Source organism: Mesorhizobium sp. 8, from assembly GCF_006351905.1.
GTDB classification, from domain to species: domain Bacteria; phylum Pseudomonadota; class Alphaproteobacteria; order Rhizobiales; family Rhizobiaceae; genus Mesorhizobium; species Mesorhizobium composti.
Window position 1 is genome coordinate 2879693 of record NZ_CP040914.1, and the last position, 15834, is coordinate 2895526.

Genomic DNA, 15834 nt, shown 5'->3' on the forward strand with positions numbered 1-15834 from the left:
CGCGCGCATGGCATTCGGTTTCATCAAGAAGGTCTTTTCCTTCGGCAGGAAGGAAGTCGTCGAGGAAAAGCCCGACGAGACGGCCCCGCTGCCGCCGCTGAATTTCGACGCGCTGAAGCCGGCGGAAGACACCGCACCGGACGCCCCCCTCCCCCTTGAGGGGGTCCGAAGGACGGCTGCGCAGCAGCCGGGAGGGGTCGGCGAAGCGTCGGGGGGCTTGGAAGCTCCGAGCCCGGCCGAGGCGACCCCCTCTGGCCTTTCAGGCCATCTCCCCCTCGAGGGGGGAGATGAGCTGGCGCCAACCGAACCGACACCGGAAATCCAGCCCGAGCCCGCCCCGGAAACCGAGCCCGCGCCACCACCCGAACAGCCGGTAGCGACGCAGCCGGAAACGCCGCCGGCGGAGCCGCAGGAGGTCCCGCCGGAACCTGTCCGTCCGGAACCCAAGCCTGAGCCGACTCCGGAAGTTCCTCCGGCGCCCGCGCCACAGCCCGAAAAGCCCGAGGTTCCCGCACCCGCCCCGGAGGCACCGACGCCACCGGCGGAAGTTCCGCCTCCGCCGCCGCAGGAGGAACCTGCGCCGCAGCCGGTCGAGATTCCAGCTACGCCTGAGCCGACTCCGGCCGAAGTGCCGGTGGAGGTGCCGGAGCAAGCCGCGTCGCCTGCCCCCCTCCCCCTTGAGGGGAGGGTGACCGCGAAGCGGTCGGGAGGGGTCCACGAAGCGGCGAGGGATCCGGCAATGCCGAGCCCGGCCGAAACGACCCCCTCTGGCCCTTCGGGCCATGTCCCCCTCAAGGGGGGAGAGAAGCCGGCGCCGGACAAGGTCACCGTTTCGAAAAAGGTCGAGCAGAAAGCCGAGCCCGTCGCTGCTCTCGCGCCGGAACCGAAAAGATCGTGGTTCCAGCGCATGCGCGAGGGGCTGGCGCGCTCGTCGCGCGAGCTGACCGGCAACATCGCCGGCGTCTTCACCAAGCGCAAGCTGGACGAGGAGACGCTGCAGGACCTGGAAGACATCCTGATCCGCGCCGACCTCGGCGTCGAAACCGCCTTGCGCGTCACCGATTCGCTCGCCTCCAGCCGCTATGGCAAGACCATTTCCGACGAGGAGGTCCGCACCGTGATGGCCGACGAGATCGGCAAGGTTCTGACCCCGGTTGCGCTGCCGCTGGAACTCGACCTGTCGCACAAGCCGCACGTCATCCTGGTCGTCGGCGTCAACGGCACCGGCAAGACGACCACCATCGGCAAATTGGCTGCGAAGCTTTCGGATGGCGGCCTGTCGGTGATGCTGGCGGCTGGCGACACTTTTCGCGCCGCCGCGATCGAGCAGTTGAAGATATGGGGAGAACGGACCCGTTCGCCGGTCATCGCGACAAAACTCGGCGCCGACGCCGCCGGCCTCGCCTACGACGCCTTCGAGAAAGCCAGGGAAGCGGGTTCCGACGTTCTCATCATCGACACCGCCGGGCGCTTGCAGAACAAGACCGAACTGATGGCGGAGCTGGAAAAGATCGTACGCGTGCTCGGCAAGCTCGATCCGGAAGCGCCGCACACAGTTCTCCAGACCGTCGACGCCACCACGGGCCAGAACGCGCTCAACCAGGTCGAGATCTTCCGCAATGTCGCCGGCGTCAACGGGCTGGTGATGACCAAGCTGGACGGCACGGCGCGCGGCGGCATTTTGGTCGCAATCGCGGCCAAACATAAACTGCCGGTCTATTTCATCGGCGTCGGCGAACAGGTCGACGACCTCGAACCGTTCTCGGCGAACGATTTCGCCAGAGCGATCGCCGGGGTGGCGTAGCCGTCCCCGCCGCAATACGAACAGGAAGCCATGAGCAACCCGATCCTCGAACGCGATCCCGCCGACCCGCAGAAGGCAAAGAAGGAAGCCCTCAACCCGCTGCTCAAGCTGGTGCTGGAGCTCGGACCGCTGATGGTGTTCTTCTTCGCCAATGCGCGCGGCGAATGGCTGGCCGGAAAATTCCCGGCGCTGGCCGAACTCGGCGAGCCGATCTTCATCGCCACCGGCCTGTTCATGGCCGCGACCGTCATCTCGCTGGCGGTGTCATGGCTCTTGGTGCGCCGCCTGCCGGTGATGCCGCTCGTGTCCGGCATCGTCGTGCTCATCTTCGGCGCGCTGACGCTCTATCTGCACAACGACGTCTTCATCAAGATGAAGCCGACCATCATCAACTCGCTGTTCGGAGCGGCGCTGCTCGGCGGCCTCGCCTTCGGCAAGTCGCTGCTCGGCTACGTCTTCGACGAGGCCTTCCGGCTCGATGCCGAGGGCTGGCGCAAGCTGACGCTGCGCTGGGGCCTGTTCTTCTTCTTCCTCGCCATCGTCAACGAGGTGGTGTGGCGCAACTTCTCGACCGATTTCTGGGTCGCCTTCAAGGTGTGGGCGACGATGCCCATCACCATCCTGTTCACGATCAGCCAGATGCCGCTCATCATGCGCCATTCGCTGGAGGAACAGGCGGAAAAATAGCGGCGCTGCGCCGCCATCCGCGTATGCGTTCAACGCAATGCTGCATTGCGACATATTTTATTGCAGCGCAAAATACCCATGTCATGGTGCGTAACGGCCAGGGAGGAACAACCTGTCGCCCGCAAGCACGGCGCCCATGGCCCGGCGCGTGGCGGCAAAGCGAAGGAGTTCGCCATGTTCGACACCCTTGTTTCCCGCGCCCGCGCCTCGATCGCCAAGCGCAAGCGCTACAATCAGCTCGTCAATGAGATCAACAGCCTGAGCGAGCGTGACCTTGCCGACATCCGCGCCAGCCGCTCGGACATGCTGCACCACGCGCACAAGCAGATCTACGGCTGATCGATCCACTCGATCCAACGCCCGTGGTAGTCGCAACGGGCGAGGCGGCGCGTGACGCCGCCCTGCCTGCTTGTTCCCGGCCCTCGTATTCCGGACCATTGCGTCAGCGACAGCGTCGCAAAGGGGCCGCCGCTCGACAACGGCTCCATACGCAGCCAGAAGACAGGCGCGGCTGGCGTGGCGGCGGCGCCGGCCTCTTCCATATGCGCCGTGATAGCCGCCCTCGCAGCATCCGGCAGATATTGCCACATGATCGAATGGCCGAGCACGAAGCTGCCGCCTGCGGTTCGACCGGCCAACGCCTGGGCAACGAAATCGGCGGCATCGGCTTTTACCAGTTGCGGCGGGAATTGCGCGGCGATGGCGAGTGCGGCATCGAGCCGGGCCAGCCGCGCCGCCTGATCCGCCCAGACATAGGAGCGCAGCCGCAACCGTGCGATGGGATCGCCGCTATCGATCGGCGCGATGTCGCAGCCGGCGCGCGACCGCACCGTCAGTGTTCCTGCCAGCGGCGGCACGGTGCCCCGCACCTCCGGCGCCAGCCTGACCGGCGAATCCAGATCGCCCCACTCCGCATCGGCGTAGCGGTAATGGAACCGGTCGAACAGCAGGTTGAGCCCGGCGCTGGCGCCGATCTCGCACAGATCAAGCGGCAGCCCGCTTTCGCGCGCGATCGTCAGCAGCCCCGGCAGCAACATGGCGGAACGGGCGATCTCGTTGGTCTGCGGCGCGCTGGCGAGACCGGCGACGAGGCGGTCGTCGAAGCGCCGCATCGTACCCGCCACCGCCGTCGCGATTTCGTCGTCGCCGGCATCATGAGGCGGATAGACGGCCGCCAACTCGGCGTCGGCGCCGGTCAGCACCAATTGATGCAACCCGCCGCACAACCGCAACGACACGGCATCGGCGCGCACGTCGCCCGGCCAGCCGAGCACGGTCCGCCCCGTGCGCGTGCTGGCGTCGAGATGCTGCGCCAGTATCCGGCACAATCTGGCGGTGAAGGGCGAGCCGAGGCCGTCGCAGGCCTTCGCCTGGGCGAGAAAATGGGCCCGGATCTCATCCATCTCCGATTCCCCTCGGCATGACTTGGTCGTGATTCCGGACGAGCGGGCTCAACCCGGCGCGGCCAGCGCTTTCTCGATTTCGGGAAGCAGCGACGCGCGCACCGACTCAGGCGTCAGCGGCCCGACATGCTTGTAGGCGATCCTGCCGTCCTTGCCGACGATGAAGGTTTCCGGCACGCCGTAGACGCCCCAGTCGATGGCGGTGCGGCCTGTCTCGTCGACGCCGATGGCGGCGAACGGATTGCCGAGTTCGCCGAGGAAGCGGCGGGCATTCTCGGGCTTGTCCTTGTAGTTCAGCGCGGCCAGCCGGTAGCGCTTGTCCTGCGACAGCGCCAGCAGCACCGGATGTTCCTCGCGGCAGGGCGCGCACCATGAGGCGAAGACGTTGAGCAGCGTCACCTTGCCGGCGAAGTCCGCCGTATCCAGCCCCGGAAGACCGGACCCGTCCAGTGCCGGCAGATGCGTCTGCGGCGCCGGCTGGCCGATCAGCGCCGACGGAATGGCGGTCGAGTCGCGGCCGGACAGAAGCTGCATCAGGAAAAGGCCGGCCAGCCCGATGAAGACCAGCAGCGGCACCAGAAGCATCAGGCGTCGCCGGCCAACCCCCGGCACCGCGGCCCCAGCGCCGCCGTTCCGGTCCACGCTCATGGCCTGCCCGCCCTGTCGGAGCGTCGCCGGATGCCGGCAGCCTCCAGTTCGGCAAGCTCGCGCTTGCGCGCCTTCAGGCCAAGCAACACCCAGCCGATCAGCCCGGCGAGCACGATCGCCGTCACGGCATAGGCCGCTGTCACGTAAAGCGCATGTGCGCTCATGCCGTTTCGCCTCGGCCTGCGATGGCGGTCCAGCCCGGCCCTGTACGCGTCGTCTCGCTCATGCGCCTTCCATAGCGAGACGGCCAAAGCTCGGCAATCGGCCGCGCTGCCGCAGGCCGGCCCGTTGACCGGATCGTGATCAATCCGTGCCGTATTTGAGCGCCACCGCCGCCGCCACCGGCCCGACCACGGCCGAGAACAGCGTCAGCGCGGCCAGGATCAGGAACGGCGGCAGGAACGGTTCGGGGTCGTTGACCGCGCCGTAGCTCGCCGAGACGCCGAAGATCAGCACCGGTATGGCGAGCGGCAGCACCAGAACAGAGATCAGCACGCCGCCGCGCGGCAGCGCCACCGCCACCGCCGCACCGGCGGCGCCGATGAAGGCGATGGCCGGCGTGCCGGCAAGCAGGGTGAGAGTGGTGGCGCCGATGCCGGCCGCCGGCATGTTCATGAACAGGCCGAGCAGGGGAGAGGCGACCACCAGCGGCAGCACGCTCGCCGTCCAGTGGGCGAGGCATTTCACCAGCACCGTCAGCGCCGGCATGTGGCGGTCGGCCTCCAGCACCAGCAGGTCGAGCGAACCATCCTCGCGATCGGCCTGGAACAGCCGGTCGAGGCCGAGCAGGCAGGATAGCAGGGCGCCGATCCACAGGATCGCCGGGCCGATGCGGGCGAGCAGGTTGAGGTCCGGCCCCACCCCGAAGGGAATGGTGGCGATGACGGCAAGGAAAAAGATGACGCCGGTCAGCGCTCCGCTGCCGGCACGGAAGGCGAGACGCAGGTCGCGCAGGTAGAGCGCCCACATGTCAGCCGCCCATCCTCAGTTCCACCGTCCCTTCAAGCCCGAGCGGCAGGTGCGTCGCCGCCACGATAATGCCGCCGCCGCGCAAGTGCTCGCCCATCAGTCCGGCGAAGCGCCGTTCGGAAGCCTTGTCCAACCCGGCAGTCGGCTCGTCGAGCAGCCAGACCGGGCGGCGGCAGACCAGAAGCCGGGCAATGGCCGTGCGGCGGCGTTGGCCGGTGGAGAGATAGCCGAAGGGCAGATGGCCGATGCCACCGAGTTCGACCGCCTCCAGCGCTTCGTCGACGCCCAGCCCCGACTTTGTCTCGGCGTCCGCCGAAAAATCGCGCCAGAAGCCAAGATTCTCTGCCACGGTCAGCGCCGGCTTCATCGCGTTCTGATGACCGAGATAGTGCGAGGCGGAGGCGACGGTGGGAAACGCCTCGCCGCCCCCCTCCAGCCTCACCGTACCGGCGGTCGCCGGCAAAAGCCCCGCGATGACGCGCAGCAGCGTCGACTTGCCCGAACCGTTCGGCCCGGTGACGATGCAGGCCGCGCCGTCCTCCAGCGCAAGCTCGATGCCGGAAAACACCGGCTCGCCGCCCCGTTCTCCCGCCAGCCCTTCGGCAATCAGCCGCATTCCGTCCCCTTCGCCGAAAGTTGCATCGCCGCACCGGCACGGCGCGGCAAAATTGCCCAAACACCGTCTAGAACTATTCCAGGAACTTCTCTATATCCGACATACCAACCCCAGCGGTCGGGGAAGGCAAACTTTATTGCGCCGGACCAGCGCCTGCCGCACATACGGCTGGGACGCTTGGGAGCGGACAGCGGAAATGACCGTACCCGCACCTTTGCGCGTGATTGCATGCCATCGGAGTCCGTTCCCCCGCAGAACAGACCAAAGGTGGTAGCCCCATGGCCAAATCTCTCGACAGTTTCAATTGCCGCCGCACCCTGACCGCGGGTGGAGCCGAATATGCCTACTACAATCTGGTTGAAGCCGAAAAGAACGGCCTCGCCGGCATTTCCAAGCTCCCCTATTCGATGAAGGTGCTGCTGGAGAACCTGCTGCGCAACGAGGACGGCCGCTCCGTCACCAAGGAATCGATCCAGGCAGTCGCCGCCTGGCTGACCGACAAGGGCACCGCCGGCGTCGAGATCGCCTATCGCCCGGCCCGCGTGCTGATGCAGGACTTCACCGGCGTTCCGGCCGTGGTGGATCTGGCCGCCATGCGCGACGGCATCAAGGCGCTCGGCGGCGACCCGGAAAAGATCAACCCGCTGGTGCCGGTCGACCTCGTCATCGACCACTCCGTCATCGTCGACGAGTTCGGTTCGCCGATGGCGTTTTCCCGCAACGTTGAGCTGGAGTACCAGCGCAACGAGGAACGCTACAAGTTCCTGAAATGGGGCCAGCAGGCATTCCGCAACTTCCGCGTCGTGCCGCCCGGCACCGGCATCTGCCACCAGGTCAACCTCGAATATCTTGGCCAGGTGGTGTGGACCAACACCGAGGACGGCGAAACCACCGCCTATCCCGATACCTGCGTCGGCACCGATTCGCACACCACCATGATCAACGGCCTCGGCGTGCTGGGCTGGGGCGTCGGCGGCATCGAGGCGGAGGCCGCCATGCTCGGCCAGCCGGTCTCCATGCTTTTGCCGGAAGTCATCGGCTTCCGCCTGACCGGCAGGCTGAAGGAAGGCGTCACCGCCACCGACCTCGTGCTCACCGTCACCCAGATGCTGCGCAAGAAGGGTGTCGTCGGCAAGTTCGTCGAGTTCTTCGGCCCCGGCCTCTCCAACATGACGCTGGCCGACCGCGCCACCATCGGCAACATGAGCCCCGAATACGGCGCCACCTGCGGCTTCTTCCCGGTCGATGCCGAGACCATCCGCTACATGACCATGTCTGGTCGCGCCGAGGACCGTCTGGCGCTGGTCGAGGCCTATTCGAAGGCGCAAGGCCTGTGGCGCGAGGATTCCTCCGCCGATCCGGTCTTCACCGATACGCTGGAGCTCGACCTCGGCGACGTCGTGCCGTCGATGGCCGGCCCAAAGCGGCCGGAAGGCCGGCAGGCGCTGGAAGACATCCCCGCCGGCTTCGCCAAGGCGATGGAGACCGAGTACAAGAAGGCCGCCGAGATCCACAAGCGCTATCCCGTGGAAGGCACCGACCACGATCTCGGCCATGGCGACGTGGTGATCGCGGCGATCACCTCCTGCACCAACACCTCCAACCCGTCGGTGCTGATCGGCGCCGGCCTGCTCGCCCGCAACGCCAACCGCCTCGGCCTCAAGCAGAAGCCGTGGGTCAAGACCTCGCTGGCGCCGGGCTCGCAGGTCGTTGCCGAATATCTGGAGAAGTCGGGCCTGCAGAAGGAGCTCGACCAGATCGGCTTCAACCTCGTCGGCTTCGGCTGCACCACCTGCATCGGCAATTCCGGCCCGCTGCCGGGACCGATCTCCAAGACCATCAACGACAAGGGCCTGATCGGCGCCGCGGTGCTCTCGGGCAACCGCAACTTCGAGGGCCGCGTCTCGCCCGACGTGCAGGCGAACTACCTCGCCTCGCCGCCGCTGGTCGTGGCGCATGCGCTCGCCGGCACGGTGACGAAGGACCTCACCAGGGAGCCCCTCGGCGAGGACAAGGACGGCAAGCCGGTCTACCTCAAGGACATCTGGCCGACCACGGCGGAAATCCAGGAGTTCATCGAGAAGAACGTCACGCGCGAGCTGTTCGCCCGCAAATATGCCGACGTCTTCAAGGGCGACGCCAACTGGCAGAAGGTCAAGGTGCCGGCAGGCCAGACCTATGCCTGGGACGACGATTCCACCTATGTGCAGAACCCGCCCTACTTCGCCGGCATGGGCAAGAAGGCCGGCCATACGTCGGACATCAAGGGCGCGCGCGTGCTCGGCCTGTTCGGCGACAAGATCACCACCGACCACATCTCGCCGGCCGGTTCCATCAAGGCGGCCTCGCCCGCCGGCAAGTACCTGATGGACCACGGCGTCGGCGTCGCCGACTTCAACCAGTACGGCACGCGGCGCGGCAACCATGAGGTGATGATGCGCGGCACCTTCGCCAACATCCGCATCCGCAACCACATGCTGGGCGAGAACGGCAAGGAAGGCGGCTACACCATCCACTATCCGTCCAAGGAGGAGATGTCGATCTACGACGCCGCCATGGAATACCGAAAGGAAGGCGTGCCGCTGGTCGTCTTCGCCGGCGTCGAATACGGCAACGGCTCGTCGCGCGACTGGGCGGCCAAGGGCACCAACCTGCTCGGCGTGCGCGCCGTCATCGCCCAGTCCTTCGAGCGCATCCACCGCTCGAACCTGGTCGGCATGGGCGTCATCCCCTTCGTCTTCGAGGAAGGCACCTCCTGGGCCACCTTGAACCTCAAGGGCGACGAACTGGTCGAGATCGACGGGCTGGAGGCGATCAAGCCGCGCCAGAAGATGACGGCCAAGATCACCTACGGCGACGGCACGGTGAAGAACGTGCCGATCCTGTGCCGCATCGATACGCTGGACGAGCTGGACTACTTCAAGAACGGCGGCATCCTGCAATACGTGCTGCGCGATCTCGCGGCGTAGGCGGCAGCGCCTTCCTCCACCCGGGCAAAATGGCCAGCCGTGACAAACGGCTGGCCATGACAGGACGCCGAATACCTGCCGAACCGGCCTTGTAAAGGCGCCGGAAAGACCGCCGAAACGTCGAGCGCGATGGCGCGGAGCCTCGTTCGGCGATTGACGTCTTCGTGCGGGAATGTCACATTAGCCTCCGCTTACATTCCGGAGGCATGATGATGCGCAAGGTCATCGACTGCCGTGGATTTCCAAGCAAGTCGAACTGTTCCGAGACAGTCATGACCGAGGCCGAGGTGCCGGCAGCGCGGCGGCCTCGCCATGGCACGCGCCGGAAAATATAGCGCGCACATAGAAACTGATCGGACGGAGAGCCAGCCATGAGTGCGTTCAACGCAGTGCGTTTTCGCGTGAAAGCCGGGCAGGACCAGAATTTTCTCGACGCCCACAAGGGCATCGCCGGCTGGCCCGGCCTCACGCATGCCAACATCATCAAGACAGGTGAGCAGACCTACTGCATCATCGCCGAATGGACCGACATGGAGGCGCTCGCGGCAGCGCGGCCGGGCATGATCGCCACCCTCGACAAGTTCCGCTATACGCTCGAAGATCTCGGCGATGGCCTCGGGGTGACCGATCCGGTGTCCGGACCGGTGGTGATGAGCCTCAGATAGGGCAGCGCCGCACCGACCCTGCCTCACCGGCGGCGACGGTGGGTTCGATCCGCACGACGGATGAAGGGAGAACGCGTGCGTAAAAATTTCACCGCAACGTGACTTCCGCTTGACCGCCGCTTCTGCCAAGAATTTCGGCCACGGTGGGCCGGCAATGCCGGCCGTAGATGGAATGGTCATGGTATTTCGAGGTCTATCCCGGCTGGTGGCTGCGACGCTGGCCACATCGGCGGTCGCCGGCGGCACGGTTGCCGCCGGGGCCGGCGATCAGGCGTCGGAAAAGCCGCTCGGCGTCGTCGAGCTGTTCACCAGCCAGGGCTGCAACTCCTGCCCGCCGGCCGACGAGTTCTTCGCCGAGCTGGCGGCGAATCCCAATCTGGTCGCGCTGTCCTATCACGTCGACTACTGGGATTATCTCGGCTGGCGCGACACGCTCTCGCGCAAGGAAAACACCGAGCGGCAATACGACTACATGCGCGCCTTCAACAGCCGTTCCGTCTATACGCCGCAAGCCGTCATCAATGGCCGCGCCCACGTCAACGGCGCCAGCCGCGGCGCTGTGGACGGTGCGCTCGACACCATGGCGAAGGCAGGCGAAGGCATGCTCGTCGCAATCCGTGTCAGCCGTTCGGGCGACGGCGTCATGATCGACGCCGGCGACGCCGCCGCGGGCTCCGGCAACGCGAACGCCCATGTTGTCGTCGTCTATTTCGACCCGCCGAAGACCGTCGCCATCGGCAAGGGCGAAAACGACGGCCGCAACCTGACCTACTGGAACGCCGTCTCCGACATCCAGACCGCCGGCATGTGGCACGGCAAGGCGCAGCGCTACGAACTGCCGGTAAGCGAGATTTCCAGGAAGCAGGGCGGTTCGGCCGTGCTTTTGCAGGCAGTCGGGCAGGACGGCTTGCCCGGCCCCATTCTCGGCGCCGCCTTCATCCAGAAGCCCGAGTAGGATCTCGGCCTCTACGGCCTCATTCCGTTCCTGTCACCTCAACGAAAAAGCCGACGTCAGCTTGCTTCTGACGCCGGCCATTCAGGATTTTCTTTTGGGATTGTCGCACCCGATCTTCCTTCTGGAAGACCGAGGTTGGTTCGATCCGACGCAGACCCGTGGGCGGGGGGCTTGGGGTTTACGAGCCGGTGCCGGACCGAACCGTCTCAGGCAACGGGTGTAAGTTCGGCGGACATTGGGGCGACAGCGCGGATAAAAGAGGGCAGGAATAAGGCAGAGGCATCACCAATTCCAACATGCGATATATAAACGTGAGTGGACGTATCGGAAATCGCGAGCGCACGGCGAATCGCCGGAAGGGCTAGGATCCGCTCAAATCGGATCGCCGTGGCGCCGCCCGGCGGCAAGACGCCGGCCTTGCAATTGCCCAACGAACGCGCGACCTTTGGCCGGCGCAGGAAATCGCCTGCGATGAAACCGGTGAGGATCATGGCATGACCGATCGCGGCGGCACGGAGGATGGGGACGCATCCGCAATATTGATCCCGCTGGCGGAGGCGCGGCGCGAACGCCTCAACCAGCCGGTCGCCTTCGACAGGCGCGAACTCGACATGATCCTCAGGCTCTATGGCCGCATGGTCGCCGCCAACGAATGGCGCGACTACGCCATCGATCATCTGGCCGACCGCGCCGTCTTCTCGGTCTTCCGCCGCGCCCACGACGTGCCGCTCTACCAGATCGTCAAGGACCCCAGGCTGGCACGCAGGCAGGGCGCCTTTTCCGTCGTCGCCGCTGGCGGCCGTATCCTCAAGCGCGGCCACGAACTGGCGCGCGTGCTCAACGTGCTGGACAACAAGCTGACGCTAGTGAAGGCGTAACCTCATGCGCTATTGAATTGCCGCTCCGGCCATGAGTCCGGGTCCGGCGGCAGGGACGTGCCGCCGTTCAGCTCAAGCTGCATGAATGCCGTATCCAGCCAGCGCCCGTGCTTGTAGCCGGATCCAGCCAGCCGGCCGGCATGGGAGAAACCCAGCCGCTCGTGCAGCCTCACCGAGGCGCTGTCGGCGCGGCCGTCGCCGATGACGGCGACGATCTGCCGGAAACCCAGCGCCCGCACGGACTCGATGAGCCGCTCCATCAACAATCGGCCGACGCCGCGCCCCTTGGCTTCGGGCGCCACGTAGACCGAATCCTCGACGATGAAACGGTAGGCAGGTCGAGGTCGAAAGGCGCCCGCATAGGCGTAGCCGACAACTTGGCCCGCTTCGTCCACCGCAGCCAGATAGGGAAAGCCGCCGGCCTTCAGGCTGTCGAAACGCACGGCCATCTCCGCCCGCGACGGCGGTTCCAGTTCGTAGCTGGCCGTGCCGTGCCTGACCGCATCGGCATAAATCTCCGTGATCCGATCGAGGTCGGAAGGGGCGGCATCACGGATCGTTATATTGCTCATTTTTTGTGCAGCAGCCTTTGCTGCACACCATAACAGCAGGGCGCGCGGCAAAAGAAAAGGGCGGCCATTGGGCCGCCCTTCGAAACTCTATGGTCCAGCCGTGTCGCCTTTAGCGGCGGTCGCCCATGAACTGCAGCAGGAACATGAACAGGTTGATGAAGTCGAGATAGAGCGTCAGCGCGCCCATGATCGACTTGCGACCGGCGACCAGTTGATCGTCGCCCTCGTAATACATCTCCTTGATCTTCTGCGTGTCGTAGGCGGTCAGGCCGGCGAAGACCAGCACGCCGATCGCCGAAACGGCGAAGGCGAGCGCCGACGATTGCAGGAAGATGTTGACCAGCATGGCGATGATCAGGCCGAACACGCCCATGATCAGGAACGAGCCCATCGCGGTCAGGTCGCGCTTGGTCGTGTAGCCGTAGAGCGACAGCGCGCCGAAGGCGGCGGCCGTGGCGAAGAAGGTCTGCGAGATCGACGCGGTGGTATAGACCAGGAAGATCGACGACAGCGACAGGCCGACCAGTCCAGCATAAACCCAGAACGTGGTCTGGGCGGCCGACACACTCATCGACTGCACGCGGAAGGACAGGAAAAACACCGCGGCCAATGGCGCCAGGATGACTACCCATTTCAGCGGCGAGGCGAAGAGGGCGTAGCCGAAACCGGTGAGATAGGTGCCGTCGGCGATCTGGTAGGCGGTCGGGGTGGACGTCGTCGCCAGCATGATTGTGGCGACGGCGGCGATGCCGGTAATCAGCAGGCCCAGACCCATCAGGTTGTAGACCTTGATCATATAGGCGCGCAGGCCCTGGTCGATCGCCGCGTCGGCGTGGCCTGCGGGCACGGCGCGGGTTTGATAGTTGCGGAAGTCAGACATGGGATCCTCTATCGCTTCTGCCCCGTCGGGTGTCGGGCCACCGGCCCAGGCGCCGCTGGCGGAGCTCCAGCATGCCTGGGGCAAATATGAGCACTATTCCGGTCGAGAACAAGACCATAACTGATTGTAATATCTCGTGATACGATAGAAACAGGCCGAATCCGGCGTTCAGGCGCCGAATCTTACGCAAATTTAACCAAGCCGGCGGCCGCGACGGCTCCCGGACTATAGTTCGCGCAGCACCGGCGCGGCCTTGTGCCCCAAAACGCGCCACGTCCCGGCAAGACCGACGCCGACCGTGACGAGGAGCGCGGCCGCAACCGTCGCCAACGCCACCTCGGGCTGGACATGCGCCGGCAGCTTCATGATGCGGGCGGTGACGAACCATGCCGCAGCGCTGCCTGCGGCCAGTGCGAAGACCGCCGTCGCCAGTCCCAGCAGCGCATATTCCAGCGCGAAAGCCGCCATCAGCGTGCGCCGCGTGGCGCCGAGCGTCTTCAGCACCACCGCATCGCGGATGCGCGCCCGGTTGCCGGCGGCCAGCGCGCCGGCCAGAACCAGCACCGACGACACCAGCGCGACCCCAGCGGCGACACGGATCGCCGTGCCGAGTTGGCCGATCAGCCGGTTGACGACGTCCAGCGCATCCTTGACGCGCACCGCCGTGACAGTGGGAAAGGCACGGGTGACGGCATTGAGCAGGCGCGCGTCGTCCGCCGTGGTGGAAGCCTTGTCGGCCAGCGTCGCCAGCCAGGCATGCGGCGCCCCGGCGAAGGTGTTGGGCGAGAACACCATGACGAAGTTGATGCCCATCGTCTCCCACTGCACCTGGCGGAAATTGGCGACCCTGGCCGTGACATTGCGGCCGAGCACATTGACGGTGACGGTATCGCCGAGCTTAAGGCCTAGCGCCTCGCCCTCCTCGGCCGAAAACGATACCAGCGGCTCGCCGGCATAGTCGGTCGGCCACCATGTGCCTTGCGTCAGCGTCGCATTGGCCGGCTTTTGCGCATCGTAGGTGAGGCCGCGGTCGCCGCGCAGCACCCAGGCGCCGTCCGCCGCGACCTTCGCCTTTTCCGCCGGCACGCCGTTCAGCGCCATGATGCGCCCGCGCAGCATCGGCACCTTGGCGAGCACCCCTTGCGGCGCCTCCCTGGCGATCAGCGCCGAGAACGCGTCGACTTCGGCGCCCTGGATATCGACGAAGAAGAAATTCGGCGCGCGTTCCGAAAGACTGCCGGAAATCTCGCGCCTGAGGTTACCGTCGATCTGCGCCAGCGTGACCAGCAGCGTCAACCCGAGGCCGAGCGACAGCACCACCGAAGCCGTCAGCGCGCCGGGCCGATGGATGTTGCCGACGGCCAGCCTCAGCACCGTGGAGCGAATGCGGGGCGCTCGTCTTGCAAGCCATTGCACCACGAAAGCGACGACGCGCAGGACAACGAAGGAGGAGAATGCGGCGGCGACGAAGATCGTCGCCAGCCGCCGGTCGTCAGCCGTCAGCACGGCGAGCGCGGCAAGGGCCAGCGCAATGGCGGCCGCGGCCGCCAGATAGCGGAAGCCGGGCAAGCCACGGCTCTCAAACCCCGCCTCGCGGAACAGCGCCGCCGCCGCAACGTCCCGGGCCCGGCCGAGCGGCAGGATGGCGAAGGCCAGCGTCACCAGAAGGCCGAACAGCGCGGCCAGCGCCAGCGCGCCTGGATAGACACCGCCTTCGGCCGGCAACGGCACCAGCGAGCGTAACGCCCAGTCCGCCGCGAACGGCATCAGCGCGCCGAGCGCCAGCCCGGCAACGATGGCCATGCCGGCTATGAGCAGGATCTGCGTCAGATAAACGGCGAAGACGAATCCGCCGGAAGCACCGAGGCTCTTGAAGGTGGCGATGACGGCACGCTTGCCGTCGAGATAGGCACGCACGGCGTTGGCCACCCCGACGCCGCCCACCACCAGCGCCGTCAGGCCGACCAGCGTGAGGAACTGCGAGAAGCGCTCGATATTGGCCGACAGCGCCGGGGCAGCGGCGGCACGCGTCCGCACCGACCATCCCGCCTCGGGAAATTGTTCCGCCGCGCTCTGCTTGGTCGCCTCGATGCCGGCATCGCTCGTGGCCGCCGGCAGCCTGAGCTTGTAGACGTGCTCGACGAGACTGCCCGGCTGCACGAGGCTGCTTGCCTTCAGTCCGTCCAGGGAGACCATCAGCCGGGGCGCGAAGCCGAAGCCATCCGACAACGAATCCGGTTCGCTCACGATCCGCGCCCGCAGCTCGTATTCGGCGTCGCCAAGCTTCAGCCGGTCGCCGAGCTTCAGCCCCAGCCGCTCCAACAGAAGGTCCTGCGCGGCCGCGCCGAAAACGCCGTCCCTCTCCGCGAACAACGCCTCGCTCGGCAAGGCCGGTTCGGTTTCCAGCGCCCCAAAGAGCGGGTAGGCTCTGTCCACTGCTTTCAGTTCGACCAGCGCCTGATCCGAGCCGTCCGGCAGGCGCGCCATGGAGCGCATGCCGGCGCTTTCGGAGACTTGGCCGAGCCCGGACAGGAAGGCGCGCTCCTGCGGCGTCGCCTCACGCTGGTTGAGCTCGAAGCGCATGTCGCCGCCGAGAAGGACCTGACCCTGGTCGGCGACGCCAGCCGCAATCGACCGCGCCACCGAATTGACGCCGCCGATCGCCGCCACGCCGAGCGCGATGCAGGCGAGGAAGACGAAGAAACCGGACAGGCCGCCGCGCATTTCGCGCAGCGCGAAGCGGACGGCGAGCCGGAAGGCGCGGAAAGGCGACATCGCTCTACGCCCG

General features: G+C 66.3%; 16 protein-coding genes. 7 read left to right on the plus strand and 9 right to left on the minus strand.

Annotated elements, in window-relative coordinates:
• The first annotated feature begins 7 nt into the window (after positions 1-7).
• From ftsY to FGU64_RS14060, 3 genes are all read left to right on the plus strand, one after another.
• Entirely contained in the window at positions 8-1804 is a 1797-nt protein-coding gene (gene ftsY / locus FGU64_RS14050) for a signal recognition particle-docking protein FtsY (RefSeq protein ID WP_139953778.1), read from the plus strand.
• Between the two features lie 30 nt (positions 1805-1834).
• The gene (locus FGU64_RS14055) at positions 1835-2491 is read left to right on the plus strand and encodes a septation protein A (protein ID WP_136357662.1); all 657 of its coding nucleotides are present in this window, start codon (positions 1835-1837) and stop codon (positions 2489-2491) included.
• A gap of 174 nt (positions 2492-2665) precedes the next feature.
• The gene (locus FGU64_RS14060) at positions 2666-2830 is read left to right on the plus strand and encodes a DUF1127 domain-containing protein (RefSeq protein ID WP_136357660.1); all 165 of its coding nucleotides are present in this window, start codon (positions 2666-2668) and stop codon (positions 2828-2830) included.
• On the opposite strand, the gene FGU64_RS14065 is transcribed toward FGU64_RS14060, so the two are convergent.
• The 5 genes from FGU64_RS14065 to ccmA all read right to left on the minus strand — a co-directional run bounded on the left by FGU64_RS14065 (position 2821) and on the right by ccmA (position 6127).
• Positions 2821-3894 carry a DUF2332 family protein gene (locus tag FGU64_RS14065; RefSeq protein WP_139953779.1) on the minus strand — a complete coding sequence of 358 codons (1074 nt, stop codon included), beginning with the start codon at positions 3892-3894 and terminating at the stop codon, positions 2821-2823. The genes FGU64_RS14060 and FGU64_RS14065 overlap by 10 nt on opposite strands.
• A 48-nt stretch (positions 3895-3942) precedes the next feature.
• On the minus strand, positions 3943-4542 hold the full coding sequence (locus tag FGU64_RS14070; RefSeq protein WP_139953780.1) for a DsbE family thiol:disulfide interchange protein: 600 nt from the start codon (positions 4540-4542) through the stop codon (positions 3943-3945).
• Positions 4539-4706: a heme exporter protein CcmD gene (gene ccmD / locus FGU64_RS14075; protein ID WP_139953781.1), complete on the minus strand. Its 168-nt coding sequence runs from the start codon at positions 4704-4706 to the stop codon at positions 4539-4541. Before ccmD ends, FGU64_RS14070 begins: the two co-directional genes overlap by 4 nt.
• A 139-nt stretch (positions 4707-4845) precedes the next feature.
• On the minus strand, positions 4846-5511 hold the full coding sequence (ccmB, locus tag FGU64_RS14080; protein WP_136357652.1) for a heme exporter protein CcmB: 666 nt from the start codon (positions 5509-5511) through the stop codon (positions 4846-4848).
• A 1-nt stretch (position 5512) separates the two neighbouring features.
• Positions 5513-6127 (minus strand): heme ABC exporter ATP-binding protein CcmA, encoded by a 615-nt coding sequence (gene ccmA, locus FGU64_RS14085; protein ID WP_139953782.1) that lies wholly within the window; start codon positions 6125-6127, stop codon positions 5513-5515.
• A 278-nt stretch (positions 6128-6405) separates the two neighbouring features.
• Here ccmA and acnA point away from each other — a divergent pair, with 278 nt between their 5' ends.
• The 3 genes from acnA to FGU64_RS14100 all read left to right on the plus strand — a co-directional run bounded on the left by acnA (position 6406) and on the right by FGU64_RS14100 (position 10716).
• Positions 6406-9096 (plus strand): aconitate hydratase AcnA, encoded by a 2691-nt coding sequence (gene acnA / locus FGU64_RS14090; protein WP_139953783.1) that lies wholly within the window; start codon positions 6406-6408, stop codon positions 9094-9096.
• Between the two features lie 371 nt (positions 9097-9467).
• Positions 9468-9761 (plus strand): DUF718 domain-containing protein, encoded by a 294-nt coding sequence (locus FGU64_RS14095; RefSeq protein ID WP_139953784.1) that lies wholly within the window; start codon positions 9468-9470, stop codon positions 9759-9761.
• Between the two features lie 178 nt (positions 9762-9939).
• Positions 9940-10716 (plus strand): thioredoxin family protein, encoded by a 777-nt coding sequence (locus FGU64_RS14100; RefSeq protein WP_139953785.1) that lies wholly within the window; start codon positions 9940-9942, stop codon positions 10714-10716.
• Between the two features lie 206 nt (positions 10717-10922).
• Here FGU64_RS14100 and FGU64_RS14105 read toward each other — a convergent pair whose 3' ends face one another.
• Entirely contained in the window at positions 10923-11207 is a 285-nt protein-coding gene (locus tag FGU64_RS14105; protein ID WP_139953786.1) for a hypothetical protein, read from the minus strand.
• Between the two features lie 3 nt (positions 11208-11210).
• On the opposite strand from FGU64_RS14105, the gene FGU64_RS14110 reads away from it, so the two are divergent.
• A complete protein-coding gene (locus FGU64_RS14110) occupies positions 11211-11594 on the plus strand; it encodes a DUF2794 domain-containing protein (protein ID WP_139953787.1) in 384 nt (127 codons plus the stop codon).
• Positions 11595-11596: 2 nt separating this feature from the next.
• On the opposite strand, the gene FGU64_RS14115 is transcribed toward FGU64_RS14110, so the two are convergent.
• The 3 genes from FGU64_RS14115 to FGU64_RS14125 all read right to left on the minus strand — a co-directional run bounded on the left by FGU64_RS14115 (position 11597) and on the right by FGU64_RS14125 (position 15821).
• Positions 11597-12166, minus strand: coding sequence for a GNAT family N-acetyltransferase (locus FGU64_RS14115; RefSeq protein ID WP_139953788.1), 570 nt, complete (start codon positions 12164-12166; stop codon positions 11597-11599).
• 109 nt (positions 12167-12275) lie between these two features.
• The gene (locus tag FGU64_RS14120; RefSeq protein ID WP_139953789.1) at positions 12276-13046 is read right to left on the minus strand and encodes a Bax inhibitor-1/YccA family protein; all 771 of its coding nucleotides are present in this window, start codon (positions 13044-13046) and stop codon (positions 12276-12278) included.
• A 225-nt stretch (positions 13047-13271) separates the two neighbouring features.
• Positions 13272-15821: an ABC transporter permease gene (locus tag FGU64_RS14125; protein ID WP_139953790.1), complete on the minus strand. Its 2550-nt coding sequence runs from the start codon at positions 15819-15821 to the stop codon at positions 13272-13274.
• Positions 15822-15834: the final 13 nt, after the last annotated feature.

Coding starts and splice junctions, on each gene's coding strand:
- ccmB (WP_136357652.1), bottom strand. CDS start 5,511: ATGTGGGCGCTCTACCTGCGCGACCTGCGTCTCGCCTTCCGTGCCGGC.
- FGU64_RS14125 (WP_139953790.1), bottom strand. CDS start 15,821: ATGTCGCCTTTCCGCGCCTTCCGGCTCGCCGTCCGCTTCGCGCTGCGC.
- acnA (WP_139953783.1), top strand. CDS start 6,406: ATGGCCAAATCTCTCGACAGTTTCAATTGCCGCCGCACCCTGACCGCG.
- FGU64_RS14095 (WP_139953784.1), top strand. CDS start 9,468: ATGAGTGCGTTCAACGCAGTGCGTTTTCGCGTGAAAGCCGGGCAGGAC.
- FGU64_RS14100 (WP_139953785.1), top strand. CDS start 9,940: ATGGTATTTCGAGGTCTATCCCGGCTGGTGGCTGCGACGCTGGCCACA.
- ccmA (WP_139953782.1), bottom strand. CDS start 6,127: ATGCGGCTGATTGCCGAAGGGCTGGCGGGAGAACGGGGCGGCGAGCCG.
- FGU64_RS14065 (WP_139953779.1), bottom strand. CDS start 3,894: ATGGATGAGATCCGGGCCCATTTTCTCGCCCAGGCGAAGGCCTGCGAC.
- FGU64_RS14070 (WP_139953780.1), bottom strand. CDS start 4,542: ATGAGCGTGGACCGGAACGGCGGCGCTGGGGCCGCGGTGCCGGGGGTT.
- FGU64_RS14055 (WP_136357662.1), top strand. CDS start 1,835: ATGAGCAACCCGATCCTCGAACGCGATCCCGCCGACCCGCAGAAGGCA.
- ccmD (WP_139953781.1), bottom strand. CDS start 4,706: ATGAGCGCACATGCGCTTTACGTGACAGCGGCCTATGCCGTGACGGCG.
- FGU64_RS14105 (WP_139953786.1), bottom strand. CDS start 11,207: ATGATCCTCACCGGTTTCATCGCAGGCGATTTCCTGCGCCGGCCAAAG.
- FGU64_RS14060 (WP_136357660.1), top strand. CDS start 2,666: ATGTTCGACACCCTTGTTTCCCGCGCCCGCGCCTCGATCGCCAAGCGC.
- FGU64_RS14115 (WP_139953788.1), bottom strand. CDS start 12,166: ATGAGCAATATAACGATCCGTGATGCCGCCCCTTCCGACCTCGATCGG.
- FGU64_RS14120 (WP_139953789.1), bottom strand. CDS start 13,046: ATGTCTGACTTCCGCAACTATCAAACCCGCGCCGTGCCCGCAGGCCAC.
- ftsY (WP_139953778.1), top strand. CDS start 8: ATGGCATTCGGTTTCATCAAGAAGGTCTTTTCCTTCGGCAGGAAGGAA.
- FGU64_RS14110 (WP_139953787.1), top strand. CDS start 11,211: ATGACCGATCGCGGCGGCACGGAGGATGGGGACGCATCCGCAATATTG.